Source organism: Thalassobacter sp. 16PALIMAR09, assembly GCF_000765485.1.
GTDB lineage: Bacteria > Pseudomonadota > Alphaproteobacteria > Rhodobacterales > Rhodobacteraceae > Thalassobacter > Thalassobacter stenotrophicus.
Genome location: NZ_JHAK01000008.1, coordinates 77,679 through 98,004, shown reverse-complemented (window position 1 = coordinate 98,004; position 20,326 = coordinate 77,679). Strand labels below are relative to the sequence as shown.

Below are 20,326 nucleotides of genomic sequence, written 5' to 3'. Positions count from 1 at the left end.
AATGGAAGCCTATCTCGAGGCCTTTGCCTTTATCTTCGGCAGCCCAGTCAACATCGCCTTCATCGTATTCAGCGTACTGTGGGGCATCGCCTTTGGCTCAGTGCCGGGGCTGACGGGCATTGTCGGGGTCGCACTTTTGATCCCATTCACCTACGCCTTTTCGCCGGAACAAAGCCTGCTGCTTTTGGGCGGCGTCTACGTGGGTGCTACGTTTGGTGGCTCGATCTCAGCCATTTTGTTCAACACGCCCGGCTCGCCCGAAGCCGCCTGCACGGCGCTGGACGGCTATCCGATGGCGCGCAACGGTCAGGGTGGCAAAGCCCTGGGCATTGCATTGGCATCCTCCGCGATCGGCGGGATCTTTGGCACATTGGTGTTGATGCTGCTCGCCCCACCCATGGCTCAACTGGCTTTGGCATTCGGCCCGGCGGAATACTTTGCGTTGGCCATTCTGGGTATCTCGGCGATTGCGTCTATCGGCTCCGGCTCGGTCCTGAAGGGGCTTGTCGCGGGCCTGATCGGGCTTGGCGTTGCAACCGTGGGCCTCGACCCGATCACCGGGTTTGAACGCTATACCTTTGACAACCTGATGCTGTTGACAGGGATCAGCTTTGTTCCCGTCATCATCGGCACATTCGCACTCGCAGAAGTATTGAGCCGCGTGAGCGAGGGCAGCACTCCGACCAACGTTATCACCAACGTCTCGACCAAGTTGCCCACCCGTGAGGAAATGGGCGAGGTGAAGGGCACGCTGGCGCGTTCCTCCGTTATCGGTTCCATCATCGGGGCCCTGCCCGGCGTGGGCGCAACCACGGCGGCCTTCATCAGCTATTCTGAGGCCGTGCGATGGTCCAAGCGCCCTGAGAAGTTCGGCACAGGCGTGCCCGAGGGGATCGCAGCACCAGAAGCGGCCAACAACTCAGCCGTAGGGGGCTCAATGATCCCGCTGCTGGCTTTGGGCATCCCCGGCAGTGCGACCACGGCTGTGATGCTCGGCGGTCTGACGATCCACGGAATCGTACCCGGCCCACTGTTGATGGAAAACAACACGCTTTTGGTCTATACGGTGTTCATCTCAATGATGCTGGCCAATATTCTAATGTTAATCTTTGGCATCCGTGCAGCGCGGTATTTCGCCCTCATCCTTACGATCCCCTACGCCTATGTCGGCCCCGCGATCGTGGTGATGTGTATCACTGGTGTCTACGGGCTGAATGCCAACATGTTCGACATCGCTGTGATGCTCAGCTTTGGCCTAATCGGGGTCTTACTGCGGGTCATGAGCTACCCCGTGGCGTCCTTTATCATTGGCCTTGTGCTTGGTCCCATCGCCGAGACCAGCTTGCGCCAAGGCCTGATGATCACGCAGTTCGACTACAGCGAGTTCCTGATGCGCCCGATCGCCGCGACACTGCTGACGCTATCGGCAGCCTCGCTGGTGTACGGATTGTATGGGCAGTGGAAACGTAGCCGCGGATCATCTGGCGGATCATCGCCCGAGGCAGCTGAGTAAGCGGAAACTTACCAATACCTAGCATTCAAAGCGGCGCCCTCTAACAGGGGCGCCGTTTTTCTTAGCACCTATTCTGCCACGCGGCTGAGCGGCCTATGCGGATCGGTCAAAGCCTGCCAAGCATCATATTGCGCCAAGAACACCTGACCATTCAACGCACCCAACAAGTGGGATCGTTTAAGCCGGTCCATCACCGGGCCTTTTACCTCCGACAGGTGCAGCCCAACTCCCATATCCGCAAGACGCTGGTTAATTTCCTCAAGGCTCTCAAGGGCAGAGAAATCGACATCATTCACCGCAGAACACATCAGCACGACGTTCTTGATCAATGGCCCTTCCGTCACGCGCTTTTGGATCAAATCCTCAAGAAACCGAGCGTTCACGAAATAAAGGCTCTCATCCACGCGCAGGGTCACAAGGCTGGGGTCGGTGATAACGCTATGGCGGTGGATGTTGCGAAAATGCTGGGTCCCGGGGACCAGCCCGACTTCGGCCACATGGGGCCGCGAGGTTTGATAGATATGCAAAAGAGCTGACATGATGACCCCGGCGGCCACTCCAATCTCTACTCCCAAGCCCAGCGTTAACAGAATCGTGGCAGCCACAGCCGTGAAATCCGCCCTCGAATACCCCCACGTCTTTTTCAAAATCGACAGATCGACCAGACCTAGAACCGCCACGATAATCGTGGCAGCGAGCGTCGCGTTGGGCAAGAAATACACCAACGGCGTTAGGGCGACGGCGGCGATGGTCAGGCCGATCGCGGTGAATGCCCCCGCAGCCGGGGTCTCAGCCCCTGCGTCAAAGTTCACGACCGAACGCGCAAAGCCCCCCGTCACGGGATAGCCCCCGGTAAAGGCCGCGCCGATGTTGGCCGCGCCCAAGCCTATCAATTCTTGATCCGGGTCGATCCGTTGCCGTTTCTTGGCCGCAAGGGTCTGTGCGACCGACACGCTTTCCACGAAACCAATAACCGAGATCAGAATAGCCGGCATGATCAACGCCCCCACAAGGTCCGGGGCAAAGCTGGGCAGAGTGAGCGGCGGCAGGCTTTGCGGCACCGCGCCAACGATCCGCACACCCTGATCCGACAGCCCGAGGCCCCAGACCGCGCAGGTCGTCGCGACCACCGCCCCGACCGGACCAGCCTTGGTCAGAATATCGGCCAACACCCCCGGCGTTCCCATCCGCTTGAGCGTGGATTTCAGATGTTTGCGGACCCAGAATAAAAACGCGGTCGCACTGACGCCGATCAAAACCGTGGGCAGATGAATATCAGGCAGATGGGAAACCAACGCGCCCAAAATTTCCGGCAGAGTGTGACCGTGGGCCTCAATCCCCAAAATGTGCTTCAGCTGGCTCGCAGCGATCAAGATACCGGATGCCGTGATGAACCCTGATATCACTGGATGGCTGAGAAAATTCGCGAGAAAGCCCAATCGCAGCAAACCCATCGCCAACAAAATCGCCCCCGAAAGGCCCGCCAACGTCAGAGCGGCAACCGCGTATCCCGCCGTGCCCTGTTCTGCCACTTGGCCAATCGCTGAGGCTGTCAACAACGACACCACCGCCACAGGCCCGACCGCCAGCGAACGGCTGGTGCCAAACACGGCATAAAGCATAATCGGTACGATTGAGGCATAGATCCCGGCCTCAGGCGGCAAGCCCGCCAGCATCGCATAGGCCAACGACTGCGGGATCAACATGATCGTCACGATGACGGCCGCGATAAGGTCATTGGATAGGGAATGGCGGTTGTAGCTTCGCCCCCAATCAAGGATCGGAAGGTACTGGCGTAGGTGGGGCATCGTTTGTCTCATTATAATCAAGGCGGTGGCAACGAGGGGACATCGCTGCCACCGCGGAAAACCCGACGGGGAGGCGCCGGGCAAAGCCCACGGGATGCATGTTCGCGCAATGCCCCCCATGGGCGCCGTAGCGGGCCTACTCCGCTGCGACGTTCACTTTCTCTGGCTTGGCAAGCCACTCTTTGCCGCGCAGCATCGCCTTCCAGTAAATCGGCGGCAGCATCGTTTCCTTCAGAAACCACGCCGCGCGGCTGGGCTTGGTGCCATCGAGCAGAAACGACGGAAAGCTCGGCTTTAAAACGCCCCCATAGCCAAACTCCGCGAGCACAATCTTGCCACGCTCAACCGTCAGCGGGCACGATCCATAACCATCGTATTGCGCGGTCGCGGAGTGCCCCGCGATGTCAGCCATGATATTGTCCGCGACGGTTGGGGCCTGTTTTCGGGCGGCGGCGGCGGTCTTGGCGTTGGGTGCGTTCATCACATCGCCCAGCGACCAAATGTTCTCAAATTCCTTGTGGCGCAGCGTGGCCTGATCCACGTCCACCCAACCAGCTGCATCGGCCAAGGGCGACACACGGATAAAATCCGGCGCGGTTTGTGGCGGACACACATGGATCATGTCGAATTCAACCGTGACAGACGTCGCGTCCTCATTCGGTTTTGCCACATCAAACGTGGCCGTCTTGGCCGCACCATCCACTGCCTGCAGCGTATGAAAGAAATTCAAAGTCGCATCGTATTTTTCAACGTATTTTTCTAAGGCCGGAACGTAGTCCTTGACCCCAAACAACACGCCACCAGCGTTCATAAACTGGATATCGATGCCGTCCAGCACGCCGCGCCGGTGCCACGCATCACCCGACAGGTACATCGCCTTTTGCGGCGCGCCGGCGCATTTGATCGGCATCGCCGGTTGGGTAAAGATGGCCCGGCCAGAGGTCATCTGGCGGACCAATTCCCACGTGTACGGAGCCAGATCATAGCGGTAGTTTGAGGTCACGCCATTGCGCCCCAGCGTTTCTTCGAGCCCCTCAACACCCGCCCAGTCCAGTTTCAAACCGGGACACACCACAAGGCGGTCGTATTTCACCACGCGGCACCCATCGAGGATGACGGCGTTTGCCTGAGGCTCAAATGCAGCAACCGCCGATTTGATCCAATGCACGCCCTTGGGGATGAGGCTGCCCATGGTTTTCGCGGTTTGCTCAGGCGTAAAAATACCGCCCCCCACCATGGTCCAACCGGGTTGATAATAGTGCACATCCGCAGGGTCGATCACAGCGACGCTCAAATCCCGATCACGAGCCTTGAGGCTCGCCGCCACTGAAATGCCCGCAGCACCGGCCCCGACGATGACCACCTCAAAATGAGCATCGCCCGTGTCTGTGGGTGTCTTACCCCCGTTGGCGATCCGGCGCGCCACACCATTCATGTCATAGCCCGCGGCTTTGGTCGCAGCCAAGATATCGGGCATCGGGCGTTTGTCCGCCTCATGAAAGGACCACAGCGTGGCCGACCGTGTGCCCGTCCGACAATAGGCCAAAACGGGCCGCGGCAACTCTGCCAAGGCAGAGGCAAAGGCCGCCACATCGTCGTCCGTCACCATGCCCGCAGTAACAGGAACATACGCGACCCGAAGCCCGGCCGCGTTGGCCGCTGCCTCGATTTCATCGAAATTGGGCTGATCTGCGCCTTCGCCATCAGGCCGATTGCATATGATCGCGCGAAAGCCCGCCTCAGTCACCTTGGCCACGTCCGCTGCCGTAATCTGGGGGCTAACAGAGACCTGAGGCGAGAGTGTTTTGATATCCATAAATACGTCCTCCCGTTGCGCCTAGAGACCGTTGACCGGCACTTTGAGCATCGGATTGCCGTCTTTGTCGGTGGGCACTTCGCCTGCGCGCATGTTGACCTGTAGCGACGGGATAATCAGCCGCGGCATACCGAGCTGCGCGTCCCGCTCGGTGCGAAATTTCACGAAGTCTTCCTTCGTTTTGCCGCCACCCACATGGATATTATGGGCTTTTTCATCGGCTACCGTGGTCTCCCACTGGATATCGCGACCATTAGGACCGTAATCGTGGCACATGAACAACCGCATCTCATCCGGCAGCGCGAGGACCTTCATGATGCTGTCGTACAATGTCTCTGCGGAGCCGCCCGGAAAGTCGCACCGGGCAGAGCCGCCATCGGGCATAAACAACGTGTCGCCAACAAAGGCCGCATCGCCCATCACATGCACCATACAGGCGGGTGTGTGGCCGGGCGTGTACATCGCAAAACACTCCATCTCACCAATGCGGTAGCGGTCACCATCCTCAAACAAAGCATCAAATTGGCTACCGTCACGCTGGAACTCAGTCCCCTCGTTAAAGACCTTGCCAAAGACGTCTTGCACCACAGTGATCTTGGAACCGACACCGATTTTGCCACCCAAACGCTCTTGGATATAGGGCGCAGCACTCAGATGGTCGGCGTGGACATGGGTTTCAATGATCCACTCAAGGGTCAGGCCGCGGGCTTTGACCTGACGGATCAATTCGTCGGCATGCTCAAAGGTGATCCGGCCCGCCGCGTAGTCGATGTCCATGACGCTATCGACAATGGCACAGCTGTTCGAGGCTGGGTCCTTTACAATGTAACTGATCGTGTTTGTGGCCTCGTCGAAGAAAGCCTGCACATCCGGTTTCAGGGACGTGTTAACGGGGTAGTCGGTCATAATGTATCCTCCCTTGTACGATCACGCGGCCTGCGCGTTTCGTGTCGCAATGGATTGAAGAAGTCTGGCGATAACGATGCCCGCGATCAAAGCTGCAACGAAGATCAAAACCTCGCTTCGGCCTGTTCCAAGCGCCGGAAGCGCGCCGCCTGGGCAGAAGCCTGCGATGCCCCAACCCACACCAAAAACAGCCGAGCCGCCCAGCAATTTTGCATCAAGCTGTCGTGCCGTAGGCAGTGAGAATTTCGCCGCGAATAATGGGGCCTTGCGGCCCAAGGTCAGCCGATACCCTATAAACGTTGTGATCAGCGCGCCGCCCATAACGAACATCAAGGACGGATCCCAAGTGCCCGCCACATCGAAGAAGTTCAAAACTTTGGCAGGATTGGCCATGCCAGAAATCGAGATACCGATCCCGAAAACGAGACCGATGAAATAAGTGAGTACGAACCGCATGATTTATCCTCCGATCACGTGGCGCACGACGTAGACGGTGACACCCGTAGTCGCCATGAACGTCAGCGTCGCCGCAAGCGACCGAGGCGATAGCCGGGCCATCCCGCACACGCCATGACCCGACGTGCAGCCAGACCCAAACGTACCGCCAATGCCCACGATCAAGCCGCCCACGATCAACATTGTGTTGGACACAGGCACCGTGACTGTCGGCATCGCACCGGTCAGCGCAAGGATCACCAAAGGCCCCGAAACCATGCCCGCCAGCAATACGGCCCGCCACATAAAATCCGAGCGTGAAGTCGGCTGAACCAATCCCGCCAAAACGCCCGTGGCGCCGAAAATCCGCCCCTGCACCAGCATCAAAAGCGTGGCAGCAAGCCCAATCAAGATGCCGCCGCCAAGCGACATCCAAGGTGTGAATTCTGTTTCAAACATTTAGCAATCCCGGCAGGTTTTGAGGCCGATGATGCTATAGAGAGGGCAATTGCCCACCAGCGCGGTCAGCGTGAACACAGCCGCCACACCGATGCCAAGGTAGAACAAAATGCCACTGCCAAGTGCACCGGACACCAAGGCCAAGAACAGCAGGACCAACGCGACAGCGACACGTGCGCCACGGTCCAATTTTCCCATATTCGTCGTCATGTCGATCTCCTTTTCAGAATCAGATCATCATGACATTGGCACGGGCTGCCCAATTGTGACGGTGACATTTGTCACTGTGGGGTTGGATTATTGTCGGAGGCTCATTGTGCGTGGGCCTTGCGCACCATCCGCTGCAAATCGGCCATAGCAACCAACCTGACCTCACCGCGGGATTGTTCCACCCAGCCGCGCCGCTGGAATTCCGCAAGCGTGCGGGAAATGACCTCCCGCGCGGTGCCCAATTCCGTGCCCAGCGCCTGATGGGTCGCCCGGACGATACCGCGATCATCAGCCAGCTCTAGCAGCCGCGCCGCAAGCCGCACATCCATGCGTTGGAACACGATATCATCCACCAAGGCGAACAAATCCGTGATCCGCTTGGAATAGGCCTTAAAGACAAATTCCCGAAAAATCGGGGAGCGCACGAGCATATCATCAAACGTCGCGCGGGGGATTGCGACGGCGCGCATGTCAGTCTCGGCTATGCCTTCGGCGGAGTATTCCTCAAAGGCCAGCACGCAGGCCGTCGTCAGAATGCAACTGTCCCCTTCGCTGACTCGGTAAAGCGTGACGTCCCGGCCAGTTTCGGATTTTTGCGTGACGCAGATCGTGCCTTCTAGTAGCAAGAGCAAGCGGTCCGCCGCCTCACCTGGGCGAAAAATAGTGGTGCCTCGGGGCAGTGAAATCACCTCGGACCCGCCCACCAAGTCAGCTTGCAGCTCTGCCGGCAGGCTCATCAATCCGGGGAACCGGTCAATCCAACTTTCGGCCACTACGCGCATCCTTACTGCCTGCGTTTACCCTTGTGGCGCAGATAGCCCGGCGTCCATCAACGCCTTGATCTGAGCCTCTGACGTGCCCGCGACCACACGGCCCAATTCATCCTCACCGCGCAGAACAATCAGCGTTGAGCGCCGCGGAATACCGCGAAACACGGTCACGTCATCAGCCTTATAGGTGTCCCAATCCACCTTCACAAACGTCATTGCCGCGTCATAGCTGGGATCGGCCGCGCGCAGGGCGTTGATCACCCGTTCCTGCCGCTTGCAGGTGCCGCACCAAGTGGCCGAATAATCCACGAAAACGGTTTTGCCCTCGGCCAAGGCCGCCTCTATCACACCCGGTGTGTAGTCGACAAAATTTGCGGCCTGCGCGTTCATTGGGATCAAAGCCAGCGATAGGCTGGCAGCCAGAAAAAACCGACGGTGCATAGCGGTATCCTTTTACTAAATGGAAACAGAAAGATCTTGGAGCCAGATCGGCATCACATTCAAAAGCCACCCTTCGATCAGGTGATGAATCTCAAAAAACAACAGTGCCCCGATGGCGAGAAACGTGGCTCCGATTATCGGCTTGGAGCGCTCAGCCAATCCACGCAGCGCCTGCGCACGGGGGCGGATGGCCTCTTGTGCGCCAAAACCCAACCCAAGAATGAGGGTCGAAACCCCCATGGCAAAGGCCGTCATGATCAGGGTGACATAGCCAAGGCTTTCGCCCTGAGACGCCAGCGCAATCGCACCCCCAAGCGTCGGCCCAATACACGGCGACCACACCGTACCCAGCAACAAACCACCCACGAACTGGCCACGCAGTGACCCCGCATTCAGGGTATTCATGCGCGTATCCGCCCCAGCCGCGACACCTGCTGTCGCCATCTCAAACCGTTGGGCGAACATTGGCACCACAAGGATGAGACCAAAGGCCATCATCATAACCGCGCCTATTTGGGCCAGTCGGTCTTGGGTCAGCCCGACACTTGCCCCAAAGGCCGTAACCAACACGCCGAATACAACAAACGAAACGCTCATCCCCGCGGCCAACGCCAGTGGCCCCGCGCGGTGCGCATTCAACGCACTAACCAACACAATTGGCAAAACCGGCAGCACGCAGGGGTTAATCAGCGTCAAAAGACCCGCGAAATAGGCAAACACAAATTCCATGGCCGGGCTTGTTTCCTTGGGGTTTAGGGTTCGAAGACGTCAGTCGCCCTACTGGTCCCACACCAACAGGCCCGCTGTCACTTAACCGCTCGTCACATTTGCGTGTTGGCGCGCTGAGTTCCGCATTTTCTTGCTTTGATCCTAAAATACATTCATATTCACATTCAAGAATTTATCGGAGGAAGATCGTGACACTCTCACGCCGCACATTTTTGCAAGGCGCCGCCGCCCTGCCTGTTCTGGGCGCGATGCCCCGCTTGGCCACCGCGAACATGGCACTTGGGTCTGCCACATTGACCACGGTCAGTGATGGCTCCCTGATGCTGCCGGGCAGCTTTATCTTTGACCCGATGCCCAAGGATGAATTGGCCCCGATCTTGGCACAATACGGCCAAGACAGCGAACGACTGACGCCGGAATGTAACCTCGCGCTTTATCGCGATGGGACGAACACGGTGCTATTTGACGTAGGCTCCGGCCCCGATTTTATGCCCACTGCGGGCACAATCGTCGACAGCCTTGATGCCATCGGCCTCGCCCCCGAAGACATCACGCATGTGTTGTTCACCCACGCGCACCCCGATCACATCTGGGGCCTGCTGGACGACTTTGATGAGCCGCTTTTCTATGAGGCCAGCTATATGATGGGCCGTGCGGAATGGGATTATTGGTGGAACCCGGAAACCGTGAACACCATCGGCGATGCGCGTGCGGCCTTTGCCGTCGGTGCTAAGCGACGGATGGAGGCGATTGAGGACGCCGTCATGCTGTTTGACGACGGCGACGAAGTTTTGCCCGGTATCGCGGCGCTCTCAACACCCGGCCACACCCCCGGTCACATGGCCTTTGAGGTCCGTCAGGGCACCGAGGCTGCACTGATTGTGGGGGACGCAATCGGCAACCACCACGTAGCTTTTGCCAAACCGGGCTGGGAAAGCGGCTCTGATCAGGATGGCATCACGGCTGCGGCCACGCGCCAAATGCTGCTGGACCGCCTGAGCCAGGAGCAGATGGCTTTGGTTGGCTTTCACCTGCCAGACGGCGGTATGGGCCGTGCCGAAAAAGACGGAAGCGCCTACCGCTTTGTGTCCGCATGAGCCTGCGTATCCTGATCGCGGCCCTCTGCCTCGCATCCCCCGTTTGGGCCAGCGAAGACATCGCCGATCAATACCCCGGCTCGGCCCTATACTCCAAACCAGTTGAGGTGATCCCACACGTGTGGTCCGCCATCGGCGCAACCGCGCCGCCGACGTATGAAAACAGCGGCCACAACAACAACCTCAGCTTTGTCGTTACCGGCGACGGGGTTGTCGTCGTGAACGGTGGTGCGGCTTATGTTTTGGCCAAGGCCCTGCATGAGGAAATCAAGGTCATCACCGACCAACCGGTCAAATTGGTCATTGATGAGAACGCTCAAGGTCACGCGATGTTGGGCAATTCATATTGGGCTGAACAGGGCGTTCCGATCCTTGCCCACGTCGATGCCGCCCATGAAATTGCGGAAAACGGTCACCGCATTCTAGAGGGTATGAAGCGGTACAACCGTGACAAGGCCGAGGGCACATTTGTCGCCCCTCCGACCCTCACGTTCGAAGACGAATACATCGTTGAGATGGGCGATTTTCGCATCGAAGTCCTGCACCTTGGCCCCGCACACAGCCCCGGTGATACACAGGTTTGGTTGCCGAACCAAAGCCTCGTAATCGCGGGGGATATGGCGTTCCATGAACGGATGCTACCGATATTTGAGGACACGATTGTCTACGATTGGATCGAAACGTGGGACACCTATTTTGAGCCCTTAGGCGCGACTTACGTGATCCCCGGCCACGGCCACCCCACCAACATGGACCAAGTCCGCCGCTACACCCGTGACTACCTTGTGCACCTGCGCGCGGTCGTGGGCGCACACCTAGAGGACGGCGGCGATTTGGCCGGTGCCTACTACGTGGATCAAAGCGCTTATCGCAACCTCGACACATTCGAGGAACTGGCCACGAAAAACGCAGGCTTTGTGTATGAGCAGATGGAGTTCGAATAGACCCCACCCCCGCCTGAACCGCGTTTGACCTAGGTCAACGATCTGCGCTCACAGAGGCGATAGGCCATCGGAAGGATCAAAAAGGCACCGCATGGAAACCTTAATCGACACCTTCGGAGAGCCGACTTTGATGTTGGTGCTTGGCCTTGTGGTCGGGGCCGTCTTTGGACTGGCGGCCTATCGGTCCCGATTTTGCCTGCGGGCGGCCACTGCGGAATTGGCCGAGGGGCGCTTCGGAGCAAAACTGATGATCTGGCTTGCGGCCTTTACCACTGCGGTCGTCAGCGTCCAAAGTGCTGTTTGGATCGGCGCGCTAGATGTCTCAAACGCGCGCCAACTGGCCAGCGTAGGCTCCATGTCAGGCGCAATTATCGGCGGGCTGATGTTTGGGGTTGGGATGATCCTCGCGCGGGGCTGCGCCAGCCGTTTGTTGGTGTTGTCGGCCTCCGGCAACCTGCGGGCCATCATCACGGGGCTGGTGCTGACGTTAACGGCCCAAGCTTCCCTGAGTGGATTTCTTTCACCCCTGCGCGAACAAATCGCCGGGCTTTGGGTCGTCAACGGCGGTGCGGCCCGCGCGCTTTTTGCACCAGATAGCCCACTTTTGCCTGTAGCCATTACACTATGCGCCACGTGCCTTGTGGCCGTGTTGGTCTTTGGGCCGCGCCGTGGTGCACCAAAGGCGGACCTTGTGGGCGCTATGATTGTCGGCATTGCGGTATATGCAGGCTGGCAAGGCAGCTACGCCATTGCCAACGCATCCTTTGAATTGGTTGCAGTGCAATCCGTAACCTTTACCGGCCCGTCCACCGACACACTGATGACCCTTGTCACAGCGCCCAGCATGCCGGCCAGCTTTGGCGTGGGCCTCGTGCCGGGGGTATTTTTCGGTGCGATGGTCGCGGCTATTTTTATGGGCGAGGCCCGCATCCAGCGGTTTGAGCCGAACGTGCCCATGGAACGCTATCTGTTTGGCGGCATTCTGATGGGATTTGGCAGCATGTTGGCCGGGGGCTGCGCCGTTGGTGCTGGAATGTCCGGGGGCGCGATCTTTGCCATGACAGCTTGGGTCGCCGTGTTTTGTATGTGGATCGGCGCGATGACCACCCATGTGCTGCTAGGCGCAATGGGTGACCCTAAGCTGGTCTAGTCCAACTACTGTGCCGCGATCGGCTGCCGCGCCAGTTGGCACTGGGTCCAAAGCGTCTCAAGTGCTGTGACCAATTTCGCGACATCCTGCGCGGTATGAACCGGTGATGGCGTGATCCGCAGCCGTTCGGTGCCCTTGGGAACCGTTGGGTAGTTGATCGGCTGAATGTAGATCCCATGATCCCGCAACAGCGTATCAGAGATGAACTTACACTTCACCGGATCCCCGACCATCACCGGGATGATGTGGCTGGGATTTTCGATGTGAGGCAGGCCGATGGCATCCAACTGCGCCCTTACTTCGGCCACACGCGCTTGGTGCGCGGTACGCTCCTTGCAGCTGGCCTTAAGGTGCCGGACCGACGCCGCAGCACCCGCAGCCACCGCAGGCGGCAACGCGGTCGTAAAGATAAACCCACTCGCAAAGGAGCGCACAAAATCACACAGCTCAGCCGAGGCAGCGATGTAGCCGCCGACAACGCCAAACGCCTTGCCCAAAGTGCCCTCAATCACCGTCAACCGGTCCATCAGGCCCAGCTGCTCTGCCAAACCTCCGCCGCGCGGACCATATAGGCCTACGGCATGGACCTCATCGAGGTAGGTCATGGCACCGTACCGATCCGCGAGATCACAAATCGCCTCTATCGGGGCGACGTCGCCATCCATTGAATACACGCTCTCAAACGCGATCAATTTGGGCTGTTCGAGCGGAAGGGCCGCCAATTTCGCCTCAAGGTCCTCTAGGTCGTTATGTTTCCAGATGACCTTTTGCGCGCGTGAATGGCGGATACCTTCGATCATAGAGGCATGGTTCAACGCATCCGACAGAACGACACAGTCCGGGATTTCGGAGGCCAACGTGCCCAACGCGGCCCAGTTGGACACATAGCCACTGGTGAACAGGAGCGCCGCCTCTTTGCCATGCAAATCTGCCAACTCGGCTTCTAGTAGGACGTGATCATGGGTTGTGCCCGAAATATTGCGCGTCCCGCCAGCACCTGCGCCGGTGCGATCCAGCGCCTCGTGCATGGCGGCTAGCACATCGGGATGCTGCCCCATGCCGAGGTAGTCGTTTGAACACCAAATCGTCACGTCACCCTCGCCCGAGTGGCATTTCGCCCGGGGGTAAGCGCCGCGATGACGCTCTAATTCCGCAAATTCTCGGTAATTGCCCTCGTCACGCAAAGTATCGAGACGGCTGCGGAAGTAGTCTTGGTATTTCATCAGTTGCCCACGGCCTCCGCCACGATTTGTTGCATCAGGTCTTCGACGGCCTGCATCGAGCCTTCTGGATAATCCTTATGACCGACGGTGACACCATCGTCCGTTTCCATGACGAATATCCCGTAGGGACAATAGGTGATGTTCATCGGGTCGGCCTCCATCACTTGGCGCGAGACAACTGCCGAGCAGAACAAAAAGATGTCCGCTTGGGAGAAAATCATTGTATCGCTGCCCACGTCCGCGCCGGTGCGGTTCAGCATTTCGCCCACATGGCTCACGTAATCGATCACCAGCCCTTGGCCGACAATCGCACTTTCCACTGCAAACGTGGCGTCATCAAAACTGCCATCGAATGCATAGGTAAATGCTTCATCCGCGACAGCAGGGGTGCAGAGCATGGCGCCGAATGTGGCAGCCAGAATTGAATGTTTCATCAGTCTATCTCCTTCCGGTTGCCAAAGTCTTACAAGTCTATGCGCCCCGGACTTTGCGCGAAATCAATTCCGGGACGCATTTGTTTTAAATTGGGACTAGCCCATCATGTCGGTGGTGATGCCGGTGTACCAACCCTCAGACTCGAGGTAGGTCGCCTGACGCACATCCGCGCTTTCGCCGGTCTGTGAGATGAACCCATCGACCTTGGCGATTTTCTCTGGCGTGGCCTCATATGTGGCGCCCACTTTCACACCATCGCCCGTCGCGATCAGCGACCAGCAGGTGTTTGAGAACTTGGCAGGGAACACACGGCTGCCGGTCAGCGCGCCGCGGACGGCATTCGCACAGACCTTCGCCTGAGAGTTCGCGGAGAAGCCCGATTTGGGCATGTCACCTTGACTGGACGCATCGCCCAACACGTAGATGTCCGCGTCCGCCTTGGTGGACATGTCCGCTGCATTGACCGGGGCCCAGTTGCCTTCGGTCACGCCTGCCATATCCGCAATGCGGCCTGCCTTCATGGCTGGGATCACATTACAGACATCCACATTGGTCACTTCGCCGTCGATGGTCAGCGTCATCGCGCCGGGATCGACCGAGACATTGCCGCCACCGAAGTCATCGCCGATCCAATCGACCATACCCGAGTAGTGGTTGGCCCAGCCCTCTTGGAACAGCGCCATTTTTGAGAACTTGGCTTTGGGGTCCGCCACGATGATTTTGGCTGTTGGATTGTTCTGCTTGAGGAAGTGCGCGACCATCGACACCCGCTCATACGGCCCAGGGGGGCAGCGGAAGGGGTTCGGCGGGGCGACCATTGCGAAAGTTCCGCCTTGTGGCATGCTTTCGAGTTGCGCGCGCAGCAGTTCAGACTGCGAACCGGCCTTATAGGCGTGCGGCATCGCGTTTTGCGCGCTCAGGTCCCAACCTTCGACAGCGCCGTCCACAAAATCGATACCTGGCGAGAGGATCAGCTTGTCGTAGGGTAGCGAACCGCCACCCGCGAGCGATACCGTCTTGGCGTCACGGTCCACACCGACAGCCCAGTCGTGCACCACATTCACGCCACCAGCGGCCATGCCACCATAGCCATGACCCAGCTCTTCCATCTCCTTGAACCCGCCCAGATAGAGGTTCGAGAAGAAGCACGTGTAGTACCGGCGCGTCGGCTCAATCAACGTGACGTTAATGGCGCCTTTGCTGTCTTTTGCGATGTAGCGCGCAGCGGTTGCACCGCCCGCGCCGCCGCCCACAACAACGACGTTCGGCGTGCCGGCAGCCCGCACCATTGGGGCCGCAAGCGTCGCGGCTGCGACCGCGGAGGTCGTGATGAAAGTTCTTCTGTTGATCGACATGGTGTCTCCCTTCCCTGTCTATTCTTCGATATTTGCGAAGTAAGCAGCCAGTGCGGCGATCTCCTCATCACCAAGACGCCCGGCCACCATTTGCATGACAGGATGAGCGCGCTGCTTGTTCTTGTAGGCGTGCATGGCGAGCACAAAGTCCTCCTCCCGCCACAACACGATTGAGGGGATCCCGTCATCCCCACCCGTTGCCTGATGGCACGTGGTACATTCACCGCTCAGGTATTCACCATATTCCGCATCCCCCACCAACGCGAGGATCGCGGGATCGAGGTCATGGTCAGGCACTGTGGCGGTGGGATCGGCCTCGGGAATGTTGGCCGGATCGTCAGAATAAACACGTAAGAACGCGATCACGTTCGCGCGGTCTTGTGGGTCCTTGAGGCCACGAAAGCTCATCCGTGTGCCGCTGGCCAAGGCCCGTGGGTTCTCAAGGAACACATCAAGCGTATCGGCATGCCACTCAAGCCCGCTGGTCCCGGCACGGGTCAGGGCCTTGGAATAGCGGAAATCCTCGTACCCTGCCGCGGGGCGTCCGAAGATACCGTTCAAGTGCGGGCCGATGCGATGCTCGGCCCCCTGCCCCACCTGATGGCAGCGCTTGCACTGATTGTAGATTTTCTCACCGGCGGCGGCATCCCCAATGGGGTCGGCCGCCACAGTGATGGGTGACATCACCGCAGCGACCGACAGGGAGAAAAGGAAACCCCGAACCATCAATCAGTTCTCGTAGGACTTGATGTAGGCGATGACCGCATCCAGATCTTCGGCCTTTTTCAAGCCCGAGAACGCCATCTTGGTGCCGTTCATGTAGGCCTTGGGTTGGGCAAGGAATGCAGCCAATTCGGCCTCATCCCAAACGCGACCCTCTTCCTGAGCCGACTGGAACACGCGCGAATAGCCAAAGCCATCGACCGATCCCATCTCACGCCCAAACAGGCCGTTCAAATGCGGGCCGGTGCGGTTTTTGGCACCATCGCCGATTTGGTGGCAGGACTTACATTTGCGATAAACGCGCGCGCCTGCGGCGACCAACTCAGCCCCTGCATCCGCGGGTGCGGCGGCTGGTTCTGCGGCGGCAACCTCAACCGGCTTTGCGGCGGCTTGCGGGATAAACGCAGCACCACTGGCCGAGAACGAGGGCAAGCCTTCGATCGTGGCTGGGTTCATCATCGATTCCGTACCACCTTCGGCCGGGGTATCGACCAAGAATACAGAGCGCATAGTCACTTCGGCCTTAGGCTTGCAGTTGTCCATGCAGGGTTCTGTCCGCCACTGGCTATACTCCAGCTCAGCCCGGTCATCGACCACGAAACCGTCTTTGTTGTGCATCTCAAACTCAGCAAAGTTTTCGTGCGACAGTTCAAAATCATCATCCACCAGATCATTCGAATAGAGAATGTAGGCGACAATCGCATAGGTCTCATCGGCCGTGAGCGTGCCTGCTTCGCCGAACGGCATGGAGCGGTGGATATAATCCCACGCGGTCGACAGATGTGGCCAATAAGAACCCACGGTCTTTACCGGATCATCATCGTCTAGCGTGTCAAAACCACCTGCAAGAACAGGCCAGTTGTCGGCACCTTCTGCGAAATCCCCGTGACAGGATGCGCATTTTTCGGCAAACACTTCTTCACCCCAATACGCGTCACCACGCCCTTCGGGCAAACCGCGACCATCGGGCAGGACATCAACATCCCACGCTGCAATTTCTTCGGGGTGCGCCGCGCGGCCCAAACCGTACCCGCCGTCGGCCACAGGGGCCGGAGCGGTCAGATCAACGCCCATTGCAGCCGTGGCCGCAGCGGCCGCCTGAACGGCCTCAAACTCAGCCTGGAGTTCGGCGGCGCGTTGCGCCTCGGCCCGGGCTTTTTGCGTTGCCGCAGAGGCGTTGGCCTCAACCTGTGCAACGCGCCCCTCCAGCGAGGAGATCTTGTCATTGCCGTAGTCGCGGTTCGCAATCGTAATCGCAAGTGCCGCCGCAAGCGCGGTGCCCCCCGCTGCAGGCAAGAAAATTTGACTAAGAGACTTCGACATTCTCGGCGACCCCTTCTGCGTTCACGTACCAGGTCTGGATACAGTTGTTGTGATAGACGGCGTTCTCGCCACGCTGCTCACGCAGCTGATCTTTGGTCGGTTGCACGTAGCCGGTTTCATCCATGGCACGCGCCTGCAACAGCATCGGCGCACCGTCCCAGTCGACATCGAGGTAGAAACGGGTCAGCGCCTTGGTGTCGCCCTGTTTGCCCAAACGCGCGGTTTCCCACGTGATGCCGCCATTGCGAGACACATCCACACGGGTGATCTGGCCGTGGCCGGACCACGCAAGCCCCGAGATAACCAAAGGTCCTGCGCCATGTTTGATCGGCATTTGCGGGCTGGGCGAGGTGATAACGGATTTCGCGTCCATCACCCATGTCCATTTGCGTGCTGTGCCGTCCTCATAGACGTCGGTGTACTTGGAGGTTTCTTCGCGGCTTTCGACTGCGCGATCCACGACCTCAATCCGGCGGATCCATTTGACCCACATATTGCCTTCCCAACCCGGCACGACGAGGCGCACGGGATAGCCGTGCTCCATCCGCAGGGCCTCACCGTTGGCCTTGAATGCGACCAGAACGTCATCCAGCGCTTTTTCCATCGGGATGGAGCGACCATTGGACGACGCATCCGCGCCCTCCACATAGACCCATTTGTCGAGCGACATGTCCGCGCCTGCCTCAGCCAGCAGGGTCCGGAGCGGAACACCGGTGTATTCCATGTTGTGGATCATACCGTGGGTGAACTGCACACCGTTCAGCTGTGCGCCCGCCCATTCCATGCCGGTGTTGGCGGCACATTCGCAGAAATACACGTGGTTTTCGCGAGGGAAGCGTTCGATGTCTTCATAGGAAAACACCAGCGGCTTATCCACGAGCCCGTTGATCATCAGGCGGAAGTCATCCTTGGCCAGCTCAATCGCGCCAGAGTGGTGACGTTCGAACGCACAGCCCTGCGGGGTGATCGTGCCTTCTAGCGCATGGATCGGCGTGAAGTTGATCGACGAAATCGGCGAAGCCGTCAGCCATTCCACATTGCGGCGCACCACATCCTGCTCAAAGCGGATGGGCAGGCCGTAGGGCGTTTCGTCAACGCCCGCACCAAGGTAGGATTCCCAATCCTGAAGCTCTGTGATCAGCGGATCGGGGCCCGCGGCATTTGCGGCACCCGCAACCGAACCAGCGGCCACTGCGGCGCCCCCCCGAAGGAAGGCGCGGCGGGAGGGTTTGAACAAATCACTCATGGATCAAATTCTCCGGTCTACTTATACGCCGACAACGTCGACGCTGTTGTTTTCTGACACCGTGACGGTGCCAATTTTACGGATGTGGTTTTCCACCACGTCCCAAATCTGTGGGCCCTCGGTGCCTTCGTTCACACTGGCCCAACCCGCGACCACATAGGCGCGCGCAGGGTCAATCGGCTCACCCGTGCTGAGCAGGGTCATGTTTGAAATCCGCTCGCCTTGGGGCTTGGACACATCAATCCGGTAACCAAGGCCACCAGTGCGAACCATGTCGCCGCCCTGCTGGTAGAAAGGATCGGGGTTAAAGATGTTGTCCGCGACATCCTCGAGCACGACCTTGAGGAACTCACCTGTCATCTCGGAACGGTAGGCTTCACCATAGCTCATGGAGGTGACGTTAAAGATATCCTCACGGGTGATGTCCTGACCCGGGATCAACGATGGCCCCCAACGGACGCCGGGGCTGAGCGCGATCTCGGCCTCACGCTCTGACAGCAGTGCGTCGCAGATCAGATCATCCCACGTGCCGTTAAAGTTACCGCGGCGGTACAGCAGGCTGTCGGTCTGCCCGATCACTTCGGACAGTTCAGCCGCGTAAGGAGCGCGCTGCGCATCGATCAGGGACGACATTTCCGCGTCGGGTGTAATCACGTCCGAGAAGATCGGGATCAGCTTCGTGCGGTACCCCATCATACGGCCATCACGAATATCAAGATCCACGCGGCTGACGAATTTACCATTCGAGCCGGAAGCCACGATAATCGTGTCGCCGACTGTAACGGCCTCTGGCAACGCATCGTGGGTGTGACCCGACAGGATCACGTCAATGCCCGGCACGACGCTGGCCATCTTTTTGTCCACGTCAAAGCCGTTATGGCTCAGGACGACAACACATTCAGCGCCTGCGGCACGGACCTCTTCAACCATCGAGGCCATGTTTTCATCGCGGATACCGAATGAGAATTCGGGAAACATCCAGCGCGGGTTTGCGATGGGCATATAGGGGAACGCCTGCCCGATGACCGCGATCTTGGTGCCGCCACGCTCAAACATCTTATAGGGCGGGAACAGGTCGGTGGGTTCGTCCCACTCAGCGTCAAAAATGTTCTGACCGAGGGCCGCAAAGGGCAGCCCCTCAACCAGTTCTGTCACACGGTCGCTGCCGAGCGTAAATTCCCAGTGGAAGGTCATCGCATCAGGCTGCAACGCGTTCATAACGTTGACCATGTCCTGACCTTGGGTCTTGTGACACGTGTAAGAGCCGTGCCACGTATCGCCGCCATCCAGCAGGATCGCATCGGGGCGGTCCGCGCGGATTGCGTTAACCACGGTGGCCACACGGTCCATTCCGCCAACCTTGCCGTACCCCTGAGCCAGCGCCGAGAAATCGCCGGAGCTGAGCGCGTAGTGGCTCGGGCTGCCGTCCTCGATACCGTAGAGCTTGCGGAAATCTGCACCCGTGACATGGGGCACAGCGCCCTTGTTGCCGCCCACGCCGATATTCACCGAAGGTTCACGGAAATAGATCGGCTTGAGCTGGGCGTGGATGTCGGTGATGTGGATCAAAGAGACATTGCCAAAGGTGTCGAACTGCAAAAGCTGATCCTGCGTCAGCCGTTGCTGTGCCGCCAGTCGTGCCCAGTTCCCGAAACCAGAACCGCCGACCAGAGCCGAGGCAGCCATACCCACCTGAAGAAAATCGCGCCGCGAAATCATGTGTCTCTCACTCCAAATTACATA

General features: G+C 58.9%; 20 protein-coding genes. 4 read left to right on the top strand and 16 right to left on the bottom strand.

Features of this window, described 5'->3' with window-relative positions:
* The first annotated feature begins 1 nt into the window (after position 1).
* Positions 2 to 1,513, top strand: a complete 1,512-nt coding sequence (locus PM04_RS14610; RefSeq protein ID WP_038008198.1) for a tripartite tricarboxylate transporter permease — start codon at positions 2 to 4, stop codon at positions 1,511 to 1,513.
* Between the two features lie 68 nt (positions 1,514 to 1,581).
* Here the strand turns inward: PM04_RS14610 and PM04_RS14605 are convergent, their stop codons facing one another.
* The 9 genes from PM04_RS14605 to PM04_RS14565 form a co-directional block, all read right to left on the bottom strand.
* A complete protein-coding gene (locus PM04_RS14605; protein ID WP_038008197.1) occupies positions 1,582 to 3,321 on the bottom strand; it encodes a SulP family inorganic anion transporter in 1,740 nt (579 codons plus the stop codon).
* Between the two features lie 136 nt (positions 3,322 to 3,457).
* On the bottom strand, positions 3,458 to 5,137 hold the full coding sequence (locus PM04_RS14600) for a bifunctional protein tyrosine phosphatase family protein/NAD(P)/FAD-dependent oxidoreductase (RefSeq protein WP_038008196.1): 1,680 nt from the start codon (positions 5,135 to 5,137) through the stop codon (positions 3,458 to 3,460).
* Between the two features lie 21 nt (positions 5,138 to 5,158).
* Complete coding sequence (locus PM04_RS14595; RefSeq protein ID WP_038008194.1) at positions 5,159 to 6,043, bottom strand: MBL fold metallo-hydrolase; 885 nt, start codon at positions 6,041 to 6,043, stop codon at positions 5,159 to 5,161.
* A 21-nt stretch (positions 6,044 to 6,064) separates the two neighbouring features.
* Positions 6,065 to 6,499, bottom strand: coding sequence for a DUF6691 family protein (locus PM04_RS14590; RefSeq protein WP_038008191.1), 435 nt, complete (start codon positions 6,497 to 6,499; stop codon positions 6,065 to 6,067).
* Positions 6,500 to 6,502: 3 nt separating this feature from the next.
* Positions 6,503 to 6,937 (bottom strand): YeeE/YedE family protein, encoded by a 435-nt coding sequence (locus PM04_RS14585; RefSeq protein ID WP_038008189.1) that lies wholly within the window; start codon positions 6,935 to 6,937, stop codon positions 6,503 to 6,505.
* Positions 6,938 to 7,147 (bottom strand): DUF2892 domain-containing protein, encoded by a 210-nt coding sequence (locus PM04_RS14580; protein ID WP_038008188.1) that lies wholly within the window; start codon positions 7,145 to 7,147, stop codon positions 6,938 to 6,940.
* A 101-nt stretch (positions 7,148 to 7,248) separates the two neighbouring features.
* Positions 7,249 to 7,929, bottom strand: coding sequence for a Crp/Fnr family transcriptional regulator (locus PM04_RS14575; protein ID WP_038008187.1), 681 nt, complete (start codon positions 7,927 to 7,929; stop codon positions 7,249 to 7,251).
* Between the two features lie 15 nt (positions 7,930 to 7,944).
* Entirely contained in the window at positions 7,945 to 8,358 is a 414-nt protein-coding gene (locus PM04_RS14570; protein WP_038008186.1) for a thioredoxin family protein, read from the bottom strand.
* Between the two features lie 15 nt (positions 8,359 to 8,373).
* On the bottom strand, positions 8,374 to 9,087 hold the full coding sequence (locus PM04_RS14565; protein WP_038008185.1) for a cytochrome c biogenesis CcdA family protein: 714 nt from the start codon (positions 9,085 to 9,087) through the stop codon (positions 8,374 to 8,376).
* Positions 9,088 to 9,275: 188 nt separating this feature from the next.
* Here PM04_RS14565 and PM04_RS14560 point away from each other — a divergent pair, with 188 nt between their 5' ends.
* The 3 genes from PM04_RS14560 to PM04_RS14550 all read left to right on the top strand — a co-directional run bounded on the left by PM04_RS14560 (position 9,276) and on the right by PM04_RS14550 (position 12,278).
* On the top strand, positions 9,276 to 10,184 hold the full coding sequence (locus PM04_RS14560; RefSeq protein ID WP_038008184.1) for an MBL fold metallo-hydrolase: 909 nt from the start codon (positions 9,276 to 9,278) through the stop codon (positions 10,182 to 10,184).
* A complete protein-coding gene (locus tag PM04_RS14555) occupies positions 10,181 to 11,128 on the top strand; it encodes an MBL fold metallo-hydrolase (RefSeq protein WP_038008181.1) in 948 nt (315 codons plus the stop codon). Before PM04_RS14560 ends, PM04_RS14555 begins: the two co-directional genes overlap by 4 nt.
* 91 nt (positions 11,129 to 11,219) lie before the next feature.
* Positions 11,220 to 12,278, top strand: a complete 1,059-nt coding sequence (locus PM04_RS14550; protein WP_038008180.1) for a YeeE/YedE family protein — start codon at positions 11,220 to 11,222, stop codon at positions 12,276 to 12,278.
* Between the two features lie 5 nt (positions 12,279 to 12,283).
* Here PM04_RS14550 and hemA read toward each other — a convergent pair whose 3' ends face one another.
* From hemA to soxB, 7 genes are all read right to left on the bottom strand, one after another.
* The gene (gene hemA / locus PM04_RS14545) at positions 12,284 to 13,501 is read right to left on the bottom strand and encodes a 5-aminolevulinate synthase (RefSeq protein WP_038008179.1); all 1,218 of its coding nucleotides are present in this window, start codon (positions 13,499 to 13,501) and stop codon (positions 12,284 to 12,286) included.
* Positions 13,501 to 13,935 carry a DUF302 domain-containing protein gene (locus PM04_RS14540; RefSeq protein ID WP_038008178.1) on the bottom strand — a complete coding sequence of 145 codons (435 nt, stop codon included), beginning with the start codon at positions 13,933 to 13,935 and terminating at the stop codon, positions 13,501 to 13,503. The genes hemA and PM04_RS14540 overlap by 1 nt, the downstream gene beginning before the upstream one ends.
* A gap of 96 nt (positions 13,936 to 14,031) precedes the next feature.
* Positions 14,032 to 15,291 carry an NAD(P)/FAD-dependent oxidoreductase gene (locus tag PM04_RS14535; protein WP_038008177.1) on the bottom strand — a complete coding sequence of 420 codons (1,260 nt, stop codon included), beginning with the start codon at positions 15,289 to 15,291 and terminating at the stop codon, positions 14,032 to 14,034.
* Positions 15,292 to 15,309: 18 nt separating this feature from the next.
* Positions 15,310 to 16,017: a c-type cytochrome gene (locus PM04_RS14530; protein WP_038008176.1), complete on the bottom strand. Its 708-nt coding sequence runs from the start codon at positions 16,015 to 16,017 to the stop codon at positions 15,310 to 15,312.
* Between the two features lie 3 nt (positions 16,018 to 16,020).
* The gene (locus PM04_RS14525) at positions 16,021 to 17,337 is read right to left on the bottom strand and encodes a c-type cytochrome (RefSeq protein ID WP_081946136.1); all 1,317 of its coding nucleotides are present in this window, start codon (positions 17,335 to 17,337) and stop codon (positions 16,021 to 16,023) included.
* Positions 17,321 to 18,583 (bottom strand): sulfite dehydrogenase, encoded by a 1,263-nt coding sequence (soxC, locus tag PM04_RS14520; RefSeq protein WP_038008175.1) that lies wholly within the window; start codon positions 18,581 to 18,583, stop codon positions 17,321 to 17,323. The genes PM04_RS14525 and soxC overlap by 17 nt, the downstream gene beginning before the upstream one ends.
* Before the next feature lie 21 nt (positions 18,584 to 18,604).
* The gene (soxB, locus tag PM04_RS14515; protein ID WP_038008174.1) at positions 18,605 to 20,302 is read right to left on the bottom strand and encodes a thiosulfohydrolase SoxB; all 1,698 of its coding nucleotides are present in this window, start codon (positions 20,300 to 20,302) and stop codon (positions 18,605 to 18,607) included.
* Between the last annotated feature and the right edge of the window lie 24 nt (positions 20,303 to 20,326).